Origin of the sequence: Brachybacterium sp. YJGR34, from assembly GCF_003347015.1 — a bacterium.
In the GTDB taxonomy this organism is placed as follows: domain Bacteria; phylum Actinomycetota; class Actinomycetes; order Actinomycetales; family Dermabacteraceae; genus Brachybacterium.
This window is the reverse complement of sequence record NZ_PNFB01000013.1, coordinates 53,058-65,396: the sequence shown is the minus strand read 5'-3', so window position 1 is coordinate 65,396 and position 12,339 is coordinate 53,058. Positions and strand designations below refer to the sequence as shown.

Genomic DNA, 12,339 nt, shown 5'->3' with positions numbered 1-12,339 from the left:
TCAGCGACCTTTCGGTGGGGCGACGGATCCGCGATGGATCACGGGGCAGGGGAGGGCGTGGACCTCAGCGGGGGCCGAGGAGTCCAGGACGAGCTCGGCGGCGCGCTCGCCCATCGCCAGGAAGGGCAGCTGCATGGTGGTCAGCGCCGGATGGAAGTAGTCCCGCAGTACGTCCTGATCGTCGAAGCCGACGATCGAGACGTCCTCGGGGATGCGCAGTCCGAGCTCCTCGAGGCCCTGATAGGCGCCGAGGGCGGTGCGGTCGTTGCCGCAGAAGATCGCGGTGACGGGGTCGTCGAGGTCCCGCAGGGCGAGGGCGCCCTCGCGGCCGGTGCGGTGGATGCCCTCACCGGGGCGGACCAGCGCGGGATCGAGCGCGATGCCGGCCTCGGTCAGGGCGCGCTCGTAGCCGCGGCGTCGATCCCGGGCGGCGGGGATGTGCTCGCCGGGCTGGATGTTGATCATGCCGATGCGTGTGTGTCCGGCCTCGAGCAGGAGGCGGGTGGCCTCGTAGCCGCCCTGCTCCTCGTCGGGGACGACGCTCGGGGTGCGGCCGGAGAGGTCGCGGGCGTTGAGGGTGACCGTGCGGGTCTCGAGGGCGCCGGTGGGGACCTCGAGCTCGCGGTGGTACATCGCGGTGTAGAGGATGCCCCGCACCTGGTGGGAGAGCATCGTCTCGATGGCCGCGGTCTCCAGGGCGACGTCGCCGCCGGTGTCCACAGTCATCAGCGTGTTGCCCTCCTCCCAGGCGCGATCCTGGGCGCCCTTGATCATCTGGCCCGAGAAGGGGGAGGTGGCGACCTCGTCGCCCACCAGGCCGATGATCTCCGCGATGCCGGTCTTCAGCGTCTTGGCCTGGAGATTGGTGCGGTAGCCGAGCGAGTTCGCGGCGTGACGGATGCGCTCGGCCGTCGCCTCGGAGGCGCGCCCGGCGTAGCGGCCGGACAGGACGATGGAGACGACGGCCTGGGAGACCCCGGCCCGGGCCGCGACGTCGTGCATCGTGGGGCGCTGCGCCATCGGAGCCTCCTCGGAGTCGGGACGTCCGACGGGTCATCGTCGGCCGTTATTCGTATGACGTAGAGGGTGGACCTCCGCGCGGGCACTTGTCAAGCGCCGGGGAGTCCACCTCACGGGCCGTGGCCCGTGGCTCTCAGCCGCAGGTGTCGCAGACGCCGGTCGCCGGCAGCGCGTAGAAGCAGCCCGGGCAGAAGGTCATCCGCTCCTCGGCCGCGACGGAGGCCGCGCGGCGCGACTGCATCGTGGACAGGTCGATCCCGTCCCAGTCCAGGTCCTTGCGATCCTCCGGGGCCAGCCCCTTGGGGAACACCACGTAGCCCGGATGGAGGTACATCACCGAGCGGCCCTCGGCGGTCTGTCCCGTGACGGTGCTGTTGGACTTCGTCCGGTAGAAGGAGCTCACCTGCAGGCGCTCCACGTTCTCCTCGATCACCCGCTGATCGCCGACCGACCAGTTGGGGTTCCAGGCCAGGGCCTCGGTGCGGGTCATCGGGCGGCGGGTGGAGGCGACAGTGTTCATCTTGCCAGTAGAGCACGGATGTCCAGGGGTGGCCGACGGCGCGGACGATGTCACCTCAGGTCGTGCACCACACTCCTGCTGCGAGAGCGCGGACGCGAGTCGGCCCCCCGGATGTGTCGTACGGCGCATCGAGGTCGGGACCTTCGCCGCGTGGAGTGTCTGACCCCCGTCGTAGATTCCTTCTGTAGGTCCCCGGTGGACGACCTTCCCCGTCGATCTCGTATCGGCCGCCGATGCTCGTCGCAACTCCCGCGACTCCGAGCTCACGCATCCGCAGCGGGCCCCGCTCTTCCGCAGTAGCCCCGGCACAGCCGTGCCCAGGGGCCGTCGTGACATACCCAGAATGGAGTGCAGCTGTGACCAGCTCGTCCCCCTCGCCTCAGGATCCGTACAGCTCGGATCTCCCCTCTCCCGCACCGGACGGCGCCGCCTACGGCGCGCCGCTCCACAGCACCCCCGGTGCGCCACCTGTCGCCCCTGCGCCGAAGCGTCGCCGGACAGGCCTGATCGCGGCCGGCTGCGGGTGCGCCGCCCTGCTGGTTCTCGCGATCGGTGGCTGCTCGGTCCTCGCGATCAGCGCGAGTGACGACCCGTCGAGCGCCGCGCCGACGACGGCCGTGGATCCGGCGGACGACCCCGCCGCGGACGAGGTCGAGCCGGCGACGGACGAGGCCCCGGCGGACGAGGTCCCGGCTGACGACACGTCCGCGGAGGAGCCGGCCGAGGACTCCGCCCCGGCGGAGGCCGCCGAGGATGACGTTCCGCAGGAGTACATCTCGGCGCTGAACAGCGCCGAGACCTACTCCGACATCATGCACATGTCCTATCAGGGCATCTACGACCAGCTCACCTCCGAGTTCGACCAGTTCTCCGACGAGGCCGCGCAGTACGCCGTCGACAACCTCGACGTGGACTGGAACGAGAACGCGCTGGCGAGCGGCCAGAGCTATGCGGACACCATGCACATGTCGCAGCAGGGCATCTACGACCAGCTCACCTCCGAGTACGGAGAAAAGTTCACCGAGGAACAGGCGCAGTACGCCATCGAGCACATCGAGGCGGACTGGAACGAGAACGCCCTGATCAGCGCCCGGTCCTATCGCGACAACCTCGACATGTCGCCGGAGGCGATCCGGGACCAACTCACCTCGGAGTACGGGGACCAGTTCACCCAGGAGCAGGCCGACTACGCGATCGAGCACCTCGACGACTGACGGGACCGGGGTGCCGGCCGCCTACCGCACCTGCTCACGGTACTGCCGCGGCGCCATCCCGCAGGCCGCGGAGACGTGCGCGTAGAAGCTCGAGAGCGAGCCGAAGCCGCTGCGCTCGGCGACCTCCGTCATCGGCAGCGAGGTGGTGATCAACAGTCGCTGCGCCTCCGCGACCCGGCACATCGTGAGGTACTCGCCGATCGTCGCCCCCACCGTGTCCCGGAAAACGGTCATCGCATGGGACGAGGTCAGATGCGCGGCCTGCGCGATGGCGCCGACCGTCAGCGGGGAACGGTAGTTCTCCACCACGAACTGCGCCATCGTCATGGTGTGGCCGATCCGCTCGGCGGAGACCCGTCGTGTGCCCGACTCCGCGCCGAACGCCTCGAGGACCCGGCCGGGAGCGGCCGCAGGGGAGAGGCGCTCGGCATCCTCGAGCGCGGCGCGCAGGATCCGGCGCACCGTCGCCTGGATCTCGAGCAGCGCCGGCCCCGCGCCCCCCTGCTGCCGGTACTCCTCGAGCCAGGCCGGGACCATCGCCTCCATCCGCGCGCGCACCAGCTCTGCGTCGGTGACCAGGGGAGCGGGGCGCATGACGGCGCTGAGCTCCCGCTCGGGCAGGCCCCACCCCAGGAGCGTGTCGACGGGGACGTGCACCCAGCACACATCGCCGGTGCGCGAATCGACCAGGCCGTGCGGCTGCGCCGCCCAGAACATGGCGATCTGTCCCTCGCGGACCACGAACGGCCGGCCCGCGAAGACGTACCGCAGCTCACCGCGCAGCACCAGGTTGATCTCGAGGTCGTTGTGGCGATGCATCGACTGCATCTGCGGCGGCTCCCCGCGCCGGCACCACAGCGCCGGCGCCTGGTACTCCACCTCGGCGCTGGGACGGGCCGGTGGGGACGACGCAGTCATCGCGCCAGCGTACCGGCGTGACCCGTCCCGGATCGAAGGATCCTGGAAGAACGGCGCAGGATCGGGCGAGACCTCCGCACAGCCCCGGCCCTAGCGTGAAGCCATGTCAGAGCAGACCTTCCTCAAGAACCCCAAGATCACGATCGTCGGCGCCGGCGGATTCGTCTTCCCCTTCCGCCTCATCGGCGACCTCCTCAGCTTCCCGGCGCTGCGCGACGCGACCCTCTGCCTCATGGACGTGAACCCCGACAAGCTGGGCCCGGTGGCCGAGGCGACGCGTGAGCTGGTGGCCCACCACGGCTTCGACACGACCGTCGAGGAGACCACCGACCGTCGCGCCGCGCTCGAGGGGGCCGACGCCGTCATCATCACCTTCCAGGTGGGCGGCGTGGAGTCCTACGAGCACGACGTCATGATCCCGCGGAAGTACGGGATCGATCAGGCCGTCGGCGACACCGTGGGCCCCGGCGGCGTGTTCCGCTTCCTGCGCTCGGTGAGCGCCTACGACGCGATCATCGACGACGCGCTCGAGGTGTGCCCGCAGGCCCAGTTCATCAACTACGCCAACCCCATGGCGATGGCCACGGCATATCTCAACGCCCGGGGCCTGAACGCGGTGGGCCTGTGCCACAGCGTCCAGGGCACCACCCGGATGCTGGCCCGCAGCCTGGACGTCCCCTACGAGGAGGTGCGCTACCGCTGCGCCGGCATCAACCACCAGGCCTGGGTGCTGGAGTTCTCCCGCGGCCGCGAGGACCTCTACCCGCGCCTGCGCGAGGTCATGGCCGAGCGCCACCAGCGCGGCCGCGCCGCCGCGGACCTCGCCGGGGACGACGGCGACCACAGCGAGGCCGCACAGGCCGCGAGCGTCTACGAGGGCGGGAACGAGCAGGTGCGCACCGCCCTGATGAACGCCTTCGGCTACTTCGAGACCGAGTCCAGCCACCACGCCTCGGAGTACCTGCCCTACTTCCGCAAGACTCCTGAGCTCACCGAGGAGTACATCCCCGAGCGCTGGGACTACTTCGAGATCTGCTCCGCGCACGACGACCAGGGCGACATCGACGCCCAGCTCACGCAGCTCAAGGCGGAGCTCAAGCCGTCGGTCGAGTACGGCGCGACCATCGTCAACTCCCTGGTCACCGGCACGCCGAGCGTCATCCACGGCAACATCCCCAATCACGGTGACGTCATCTCCAACCTCCCGGCCGACGCCTGCGTCGAGGTGCCCTGCCTGGTGGACGCCAGCGGCGTTCAGCCCACGGCGATCGGTGAGCTGCCGCTCCAGCTGGCCGCGCTGAACCGCACCAACGTCAACGTCCAGACCCTCGCGGTCAAGGCCGCGCTCGAGGGGAATCTCGAGCACGTCCACCACGCGGTGGCGATGGATCCGCTGACCGCGGCGCAGGTGACCCTGGAGGACGCCCGCGCCATGACCGACGAGCTGCTGGCCGCCCACGCGGACCGCCTGCCGGAGAACCTCCGCCGCTGAGCGGCCACCCCGCGGGGGCGGCCGATGGAGCCGCCCCCGCCCCGACCGTGCCCGAGCTCGAAGGAGAGTGAGCGCATGACCCGCCCCACCGTCGGACGCCGCCAGATCCTGGCCGTCGCCGGCATCTCGATGGTCGGCGCCCTCGCCGCCTGCAACGGCGAGAGCACCGACACCCAGCACCTGCGACTGTCCTCCTGGAACATCCCCACGGACCTGGCCTCCTACCAGAGGATCGCCGACGCCTTCGTGGCCGACCACCCGGGCACCTCGGTCTCGGTCGAGGTGACCACCGGGCAGTTCCACCAGTGGTTCATCACCCGTCTGGCGGCGGACCTTGCCCCGGACATCATCCGGATCACCCCGCAGCAGCTGGGCCGGTACGCCGCCAACGGGAGCCTGGTCGATCTCACCCAGGCGGTGCCGCCGGAGTATCGCGAGGACTGGAGCGAGCCGTTCTGGGCGATCGGCCAGCGCGAGAACGGCCTGTTCGGCATCTTCCAGCACACCGACAACTTCATCACCTTCTATGACCGGCAGGTGATGGAGGAGATCGGCGTGACGCCGCCGCAGGCGATCGAGGACGCCTGGCACTGGGACGAGTTCCTCGAGATCGCCCAGGAGGTCAAGCAGGTCACCGGCCGCTATGCCTTCTCCTACGGATGGAGCGGACCGGAGACCGCCTACCGGTGGATGCCGCTGATCTACCAGAACGGCGGCGCCTTCCTCGGCGAGGACGGGCTGACGCCCTCGATGGACACCGAGGAGGCCATCGGCGCGCTCGAGTTCGGCCGCCGCTGGTACACCGACGGACTGGTCAGCCCCTCCAACATGTCCAAGTCCGGGGGCGGCCACGTCGACTTCGACCTCTTCAACACCGGCCAGGTGGGCATGGCGCTGACCAACCCCGAGGCCATCGCCTCCTTCGACGAGGCGAGGCCGGGGGAGTGGGGCGTGGCCCCCATGATCCGCAACAGCGGCGAGGCCTCCGACCTCGGCGGCAACACCCTCGCCGTCACCCGGTCCTCGAAGAACCCCGAGCTCGCCGCCGAGCTGGTCGCCTACATGACCAGCCGGGAGAACATCCAGAGCTTCTGCCACGACGGCAACTGGATCCCCTCGAGGACCTCCCTGAGCGCCCAGGACATCGGCTACGCGGCGCACGAGGACGTGATGCAGCTGTTCATCGACCAGGGCGGGACCATCCCGCTGTCCATGGTGCGCGCGCAGTCCGGGGAGTACTTCAGCTCCCTGAACGCCGTGTTCGCCGACTACCTCGACCTGTGCCTGCTGGGGGAGCTCACCCCGCAGGAGACCAGCGAGCAGATGATGGAGGCGATGCTCAGTGTCACCTCGCGCTGACCGCAGCACCCGCACCCGGGCCACCTCCGGGCGTCGCCTGGTGCCCTACGTGTTCATCGGCCCCGCGGCCCTGCTCTTCCTCGCGTTCTCGCTGGTCCCGATCATCATCGCGATCACGCTGAGCTTCCAGGACACCCAGACCCTGGGCGAGGGGGACTGGGTGGGGCTGGCGAACTTCGAGACCATGGCCACCGACACGCTCTTCCGGACCGCCCTGGTCAACACGCTGATCTTCGCCGTCGGCACGGTGCCCACGGCGATGGCGGCGGGGCTGGGACTGGCCGTCGCCCTGAACCGTCCGCTGCCCGGCCGGGCCGTCTTCCGCGCCCTGTTCTTCGTCCCGATGGTCGCCGCCGGCGTGGTGGTCGGCGTGATCATGTCCTGGATCTTCAACACCGACTACGGCGTCGCCAACAACGCTCTCGAGGCGCTGGGCCTGGGACGCGTGCCCTGGCTGACCTCGCCGAGCATGGCGATGGCCACGCTCATCCTGGTGGTGGTCTGGACCCGCATCGGCTTCTGCATGGTGATCTACCTCGGCGCGCTGCAGTCGGTGCCCGCGGAGATCACCGAGGCCGCATCGATCGACGGCGCCGGCCCCTGGGCGCGGTTCCGGAGGATCACCGTCCCGATGCTCGCCCCGACCACCTCGATCCTGCTGATCCTCAACGTGGTCTTCTCCCTGCAGGCCTTCGACATCATCTATGTGCTCACCGGCGGCGGGCCCGGATTCTCGACCACCGTCCTCATCCAGTACGTCTTCCGATCAGCCTTCCAGGACGCCCAGATGGGATACGCCGCCGCCCTGGGCCTCGTGCTGGTCGCGATCCTGCTGCTGTTCACCCTGCTGCGGCAGCGCGCCACCCGGAGAGCGGAGAGCTACCTATGAGCACCGAGAGCATCCAGATCACGCCCCGCCGCGCCGCGACCCGGTCCCGGGCCGATCGCCCCCGCACGTCCCCTCGGCGCTGGCTGCTGATCGCGGGACTGGCCCTGCTGGCCGTGATCATGGTCTTCCCGCTGTACTGGATGGTCGTCTCGGCCCTGACCTCCGGCGGCCAGTCGCAGAGCAGCGAGTTCTACCTGTGGCCGGAGAGTCCCACCCTCGCCAACTTCGCCGAGGTGTTCAGCACCCAGCCGGTGGCTCGCTGGATCTGGAACTCCGTGCTGATCTCCGTGGTGACCACCGCGATCTCGGTGGTGGTCTCGCTCGGGGCGGGCTATGCGCTGGCGAAGTACCGCTTCCGGGGCCGGGGACTGCTCTACGCGGCGTTCATGCTCACGATCATGGTCCCGATCCAGGTCACCCTGGTCCCCTCGTTCCTCGTCGTGGCGAGGATCGGGCTGGTGGACTCGCCCTGGGCGGTCATCCTGCCCACCGCCTTCGACGTGGTGGGGATCTTCATCGCCCGGCAGTTCATGCTGGGCGTCCCCACCGCCGTCATCGAGGCGGCCCGGGTGGACGGCGCCGGCGAGTTCCGCGCCTTCTTCGCCGTGGTGCTGCCCACCTGCGGCCCGCTCGTCGGCGTCCTGGTGATCCTCGCGTTCATGGCGCGCTGGAACGATTTCCTGTGGCCGATGGTGGTGCTGCAGGGCGCGGAGAACCTCACGGTGCCCGTCGGGCTCTCGACGCTCACGAACAACCCGGCCTTCGCCTCCCCCTGGGGCGCGGTGATGGCCGTGGCCACGGTCACGGTGCTGCCCATCCTGGCGGTGTTCCTGGTCTTCCAGAAGCAGTTCGTCCAGGGGATCTCGAGCACCGGCATCAAGTAGGCGGGGGAACGGGAGCGGGATCGCTGCCGGGCCGCGGGTGACAGGCGGCGGACGGGCGGTGGGCGGGCAGATGAAACCTGCTGCCGAATCGCCCACATCGCCCGATCCGGCGCGGGCGAGCTCCTAGGTTCGCGGTGGCACCTGCCCCCTCGCACCGTGGAGTTCTCCCGTATGACCAGCACTCTTGATCGCCGCTCTCTGCTCACCGGCCTCGGAGCCGCAGCCGTCGGCGGTGCCGCCGTCAACGCCCTCGCCGCCCCTGCCGCGGCCGAGCCCTCCGGGAAGGGGCGAGGGGATGCCCTGATCGGGAAGGCCGCGCGTGACGAGCTGCACGTGATGTCCTTCAACATCCGTCAGGACCGCTCCGTCGACACCGACCCCCTGACCCGGCCGGGCGAGGCCGACCACTGGCCGGACCGTCGGCCGATCCTCATCGACCTGCTGGAGCGCGAGCAGCCCACCCTGCTGGGCGTGCAGGAGGCGAAGTTCGCGCAGCTGCCGGCGATCGAGGAGGCGCTGCCGCACCACGCGATGATCGGCTACGGCCGCGAGGGCGGCAGCAAGGACGAGTACGCCGCCATCTTCTACGACGCCCGCCGGCTCGAGGTGATCTCCTGGGACCAGCGCTGGCTCTCGGACACCCCGCGAGAGATCGCCTCCACCGGCTGGGGCAACGAGATCACGCGGATCATGGTGATCGCCCGGCTGCGAGATCTCGAGAGCGGCGCGGAGTTCGCGATGATCAACACCCACTTCGACCACCAGTCCGAGCCCGCGCGCGTCAAGAGCGCCGAAGCGCTGCGCGAGCTGCTCGAGGGCGACGAGCTCGAGGGTCTGCCCACGATCATCACCGGCGACTTCAACGCCCGCGCCCACAGCTCGGAGCCGCACGCGATCCTGACCGACGACGGCACCACGCTCGACACCTGGAACAGCACCGGGGAGAAGCTCACCAAGTCCTGGGGCACCTTCCCCAACTACAAGGACCCCGTGGATCGTGCCGGGCGCATCGACTGGGTCCTCACCACGCCGGACATCTCCACCACCGTCGCCGCGATCAACGTCTCCCGTTCCCGGGACGGCGCCTTCCCCTCGGACCACACCCCGGTCCAGGCGCTGGTGACGCTGCCCTGACCCGGGGCCGGACGGGGCGTCCTGCGGCGGTCCTCCCGGGCCGACGGTGACGTACGGACGTCGATCTGGTGAACCCTTTTACCGGACGTCCGTTCCGCGGCGATCCGTCGCGACGCATCTCCTAGGGTCGCGGAGGCACGATCCCGCCTCTCATCTGGAGACACACCCATGACCACCCCACTTGATCGCCGTTCCCTGCTCACCGGTCTCGGCGTCGCCGTCGGCGGCGTGGCCGCGACCTCGCTCGCCGCCCCTGCCCTCGCGGAGCCCGCCGAGAACCGGGGCGGCCGCGCCCTGATCGGCAGGGCTGGGCGGGACGAGCTGCACGTGATGAGCTTCAACATCCGCCTGGACCGCTCGACCGACACGGAGCCGGGCGACCCCGACCACTGGCCGGACCGTCGGCCGATCCTGGTCGATCTGCTGAAGCGGGAGCAGCCCACCCTGCTCGGGGTGCAGGAGGCGAAGTACGCGCAGCTGCCCGCGATCGAGGAGGCGCTTCCCACCCACCGGATGATCGGCTACGGCCGCGCCGGCGGCAGCAAGGACGAGTACTCCGCGATCTTCTACGATCCCCGGCGCATCGAGGTGCTCTCCTGGGACCAGTACTGGCTCTCGGACACCCCGCTGGCCATCGGCTCCGCCACCTGGGGCAACAACGTCACCCGCATCGTGGTGTGGGCCCGCCTGCGCGACCTGGTCAGCGGACGGGAGTTCGCGATGATCAACACCCACTTCGACCACGAGTCCGAGCCCGCCCGGATCAAGAGCGCCCAGGCCATGATCGACCTCTTCGAGGGCGGTGAGCTCGACGGGCTGCCCACCATCGTCACCGGCGACTTCAACTCCCACGCGCAGGACTCCGGCGCCTACACCACCCTGGTCACCGACGGCCCCACCGTCGACACCTGGGACAGCGCCGCCGAGCAGGTCACCGAGGCCTGGGGCACCTTCCCCGCGTACGAGGACCCGGTGGCGGACGGACCGCGCATCGACTGGGTCCTCACCACGCCGGACATCACCACCACCGTCGCCGCGATCAACGTCTCGCGGTCCAAGGACGGCGCATACCCCTCGGACCACACTCCGGTCCAGGCACTGGTGACGCTGCCCTGACGGCGAGCCGGCAGAGCCCCCCCCGGTCCCGCCGCGCGCGGGACCGGGGCGTTGTCCTCGCGGCGGGACGGCGTCGCTCTCCGATCCGAGCTAGGGTCGGCCCGACCCGTCGGATCGCTGGAAGGACCGCGCCATGGCTCCCTGGCTCATCGCCCTGCTGGGCGGACTCGTGGCCGGCGGCGCGCTGCTGCTGGGCAGCGCGATCGCGTGGTTCGTGACGGTGCCTGCGAAGGTCGTCGCCGGGATCATGGCCTTCGGTGCGGGGGTGCTCATCTCCGCCCTCTCCTTCGAGCTGGTGGAGGAGGCGATGGAGGAGGGCGGCCTGGTCGCCACGGGGGCCGGCTTCCTGGTCGGGGCGGTGACCTATGTGGGGCTGAACCTGCTGCTGGCCCGCTACGGGGCGAGGCATCGCAAACGCTCCTCGGGGACGGTCCAGACCTCGGAGGAGGAGAAGAGCGGCAGCGGGGGAGCGATCGCGATCGGAGCCCTGCTGGACGGCGTGCCGGAGTCGATGGCGCTGGGCCTCAGCGTGCTCTCCGGATCCGGGATGAGCATGGCCATGTTCGCCGCGGTGTTCCTGTCCAACGTCCCCGAGGGCCTCTCCAGCAGTGCGGGGTGGAAGAGCGCCGGGCGCAGCGCCACCTATGTCTTCGCGATCTGGGGCGCGATCGCCCTGGCCTCCGGGCTGGCGGCGCTGGCGGGCTACTCGATGCTGGGCGGGGCGTCGCCCGCCACGATCGCCTTCGTCAACGCCCTGGCCGCGGGCGCCATCCTCGCGATGATCACCGACACGATGATCCCCGAGGCCGTCGCGGAGGACTCGCTGTACTCCGGGCTGCTGGCCGCCCTCGGCTTCCTCGCGGCCTTCGCACTCCACAGCGCCGCCTGACGCAGGGCCGGCGACCATGCGCGCCGGATGGCACCCGGCCGGGCCGACCGGGAATCAGTCGCCGTTCGGCCCCACGGCCTGTGCCAGATCTCCGACCTCCGCGGTGACCACCGCGTCCATCGCCGGATCGGTGATCGTCGGAGTGCCGTCGCCCGGCTGCGGGCCGTAGTCGCCGAAGCTCGCGTGGCTCGCGCCCTCGATCTCGACCATCTCTGCGTCCGCCGGGAGCAGATCGCGGGCGCCGTCGACCTTCTCGGGTGTGGACAGGCCGTCCTCGCTCCCGGCGAGGCTGAGCACCGGGAGACCCGAGGCCGAGAGGTCCGTGGAGCAGTAGGAGGCCAGCAGCACCAGGGCGTCGACGTCCTCGGCGGCGAGGCACGCGCGGACACCGCCCATCGAATGGCCGCCGACCATCCAGGTCGTCACGCTCGGCACGCGCGCGGTGAAGGTGTCCGTCCCCCGGGGATCGAAGAGCGCCAGGTGCAACCAGGGCTTCACGATCACCACCGACATTCCCTCTTCGGTCACCAGATCGGACAGACGCTCCGCGTACGCCTCCGCCTCGACCTTCGCTCCGGGATAGAAGACCAGGCCCACGTCCCCGGCCTCGGCATCGTCCGCGGGCCGCATCACCATGGCCGTGGAGCTCTCCTCGACCGTGATCCCGGGATCCTCGAGCACGGCGTCCAGCGGCGCCGGCTCGGCCGGCATCACGCCGGTGCGCGCCCACAGCACGAGGGCGAGCACCGCGAGCACCACCAGCACGCACAGCACGGCGAGCACGCGGAGGGTTCCGCGACGGATCCGGCGGGCGAGAGTCATGGCCTCACCGTAGCCCGCCCGTGCCGCGTGCCGATTCGCGAGGTGTTCGCTGTGTACGCTGGACCATCGCGGTCGGGACCCC

At 70.3% G+C, this 12,339-nt stretch carries 12 protein-coding genes; 8 read left to right on the top strand and 4 right to left on the bottom strand.

The window, feature by feature from the left end; translation table 11 throughout:
* Window positions 1–1,020 carry a LacI family DNA-binding transcriptional regulator gene (locus tag CXH06_RS12010; protein ID WP_114855436.1) on the bottom strand — a complete coding sequence of 340 codons (1,020 nt, stop codon included), beginning with the start codon at window positions 1,018–1,020 and terminating at the stop codon, window positions 1–3.
* Window positions 1,021–1,153: 133 nt separating this feature from the next.
* On the bottom strand, window positions 1,154–1,540 hold the full coding sequence (locus CXH06_RS12005) for a hypothetical protein (RefSeq protein ID WP_114855435.1): 387 nt from the start codon (window positions 1,538–1,540) through the stop codon (window positions 1,154–1,156).
* Window positions 1,541–1,896: 356 nt separating this feature from the next.
* Between CXH06_RS12005 and CXH06_RS12000 the strand changes: the two genes are divergently transcribed.
* Window positions 1,897–2,754, top strand: coding sequence for an Ltp family lipoprotein (locus tag CXH06_RS12000; protein WP_232820333.1), 858 nt, complete (start codon window positions 1,897–1,899; stop codon window positions 2,752–2,754).
* Window positions 2,755–2,775: 21 nt separating this feature from the next.
* Here CXH06_RS12000 and CXH06_RS11995 read toward each other — a convergent pair whose 3' ends face one another.
* Window positions 2,776–3,672 carry a helix-turn-helix domain-containing protein gene (locus tag CXH06_RS11995; protein WP_114855433.1) on the bottom strand — a complete coding sequence of 299 codons (897 nt, stop codon included), beginning with the start codon at window positions 3,670–3,672 and terminating at the stop codon, window positions 2,776–2,778.
* 103 nt (window positions 3,673–3,775) lie between these two features.
* On the opposite strand from CXH06_RS11995, the gene melA reads away from it, so the two are divergent.
* The 7 genes from melA to CXH06_RS11960 all read left to right on the top strand — a co-directional run bounded on the left by melA (window position 3,776) and on the right by CXH06_RS11960 (window position 11,435).
* Complete coding sequence (gene melA / locus CXH06_RS11990; RefSeq protein ID WP_114855432.1) at window positions 3,776–5,164, top strand: alpha-galactosidase; 1,389 nt, start codon at window positions 3,776–3,778, stop codon at window positions 5,162–5,164.
* A 75-nt stretch (window positions 5,165–5,239) separates the two neighbouring features.
* Window positions 5,240–6,523, top strand: coding sequence for an ABC transporter substrate-binding protein (locus CXH06_RS11985; RefSeq protein WP_232820332.1), 1,284 nt, complete (start codon window positions 5,240–5,242; stop codon window positions 6,521–6,523).
* Window positions 6,507–7,412, top strand: a complete 906-nt coding sequence (locus CXH06_RS11980; protein ID WP_114855431.1) for a carbohydrate ABC transporter permease — start codon at window positions 6,507–6,509, stop codon at window positions 7,410–7,412. Before CXH06_RS11985 ends, CXH06_RS11980 begins: the two co-directional genes overlap by 17 nt.
* A complete protein-coding gene (locus CXH06_RS11975) occupies window positions 7,409–8,296 on the top strand; it encodes a carbohydrate ABC transporter permease (RefSeq protein ID WP_114855430.1) in 888 nt (295 codons plus the stop codon). The genes CXH06_RS11980 and CXH06_RS11975 overlap by 4 nt, the downstream gene beginning before the upstream one ends.
* A 171-nt stretch (window positions 8,297–8,467) precedes the next feature.
* Window positions 8,468–9,430: an endonuclease/exonuclease/phosphatase family protein gene (locus CXH06_RS11970; RefSeq protein ID WP_114855429.1), complete on the top strand. Its 963-nt coding sequence runs from the start codon at window positions 8,468–8,470 to the stop codon at window positions 9,428–9,430.
* Window positions 9,431–9,598: 168 nt separating this feature from the next.
* On the top strand, window positions 9,599–10,546 hold the full coding sequence (locus CXH06_RS11965; RefSeq protein WP_114855428.1) for an endonuclease/exonuclease/phosphatase family protein: 948 nt from the start codon (window positions 9,599–9,601) through the stop codon (window positions 10,544–10,546).
* Between the two features lie 133 nt (window positions 10,547–10,679).
* The gene (locus CXH06_RS11960) at window positions 10,680–11,435 is read left to right on the top strand and encodes a ZIP family metal transporter (protein WP_114855427.1); all 756 of its coding nucleotides are present in this window, start codon (window positions 10,680–10,682) and stop codon (window positions 11,433–11,435) included.
* Window positions 11,436–11,489: 54 nt separating this feature from the next.
* On the opposite strand, the gene CXH06_RS11955 is transcribed toward CXH06_RS11960, so the two are convergent.
* Window positions 11,490–12,257 (bottom strand): alpha/beta hydrolase, encoded by a 768-nt coding sequence (locus CXH06_RS11955; RefSeq protein WP_114855426.1) that lies wholly within the window; start codon window positions 12,255–12,257, stop codon window positions 11,490–11,492.
* Window positions 12,258–12,339: the final 82 nt, after the last annotated feature.

Excerpts from the sequence above, each read along its gene's own strand:
- CXH06_RS12010 (WP_114855436.1), bottom strand. The coding sequence starts at position 1,020 with ATGGCGCAGCGCCCCACGATGCACGACGTCGCGGCCCGGGCCGGGGTC.
- CXH06_RS12005 (WP_114855435.1), bottom strand. The coding sequence starts at position 1,540 with ATGAACACTGTCGCCTCCACCCGCCGCCCGATGACCCGCACCGAGGCC.
- CXH06_RS11995 (WP_114855433.1), bottom strand. The coding sequence starts at position 3,672 with ATGACTGCGTCGTCCCCACCGGCCCGTCCCAGCGCCGAGGTGGAGTAC.
- melA (WP_114855432.1), top strand. The coding sequence starts at position 3,776 with ATGTCAGAGCAGACCTTCCTCAAGAACCCCAAGATCACGATCGTCGGC.
- CXH06_RS11985 (WP_232820332.1), top strand. The coding sequence starts at position 5,240 with ATGACCCGCCCCACCGTCGGACGCCGCCAGATCCTGGCCGTCGCCGGC.
- CXH06_RS11975 (WP_114855430.1), top strand. The coding sequence starts at position 7,409 with ATGAGCACCGAGAGCATCCAGATCACGCCCCGCCGCGCCGCGACCCGG.
- CXH06_RS11970 (WP_114855429.1), top strand. The coding sequence starts at position 8,468 with ATGACCAGCACTCTTGATCGCCGCTCTCTGCTCACCGGCCTCGGAGCC.
- CXH06_RS11965 (WP_114855428.1), top strand. The coding sequence starts at position 9,599 with ATGACCACCCCACTTGATCGCCGTTCCCTGCTCACCGGTCTCGGCGTC.
- CXH06_RS11960 (WP_114855427.1), top strand. The coding sequence starts at position 10,680 with ATGGCTCCCTGGCTCATCGCCCTGCTGGGCGGACTCGTGGCCGGCGGC.
- CXH06_RS11955 (WP_114855426.1), bottom strand. The coding sequence starts at position 12,257 with ATGACTCTCGCCCGCCGGATCCGTCGCGGAACCCTCCGCGTGCTCGCC.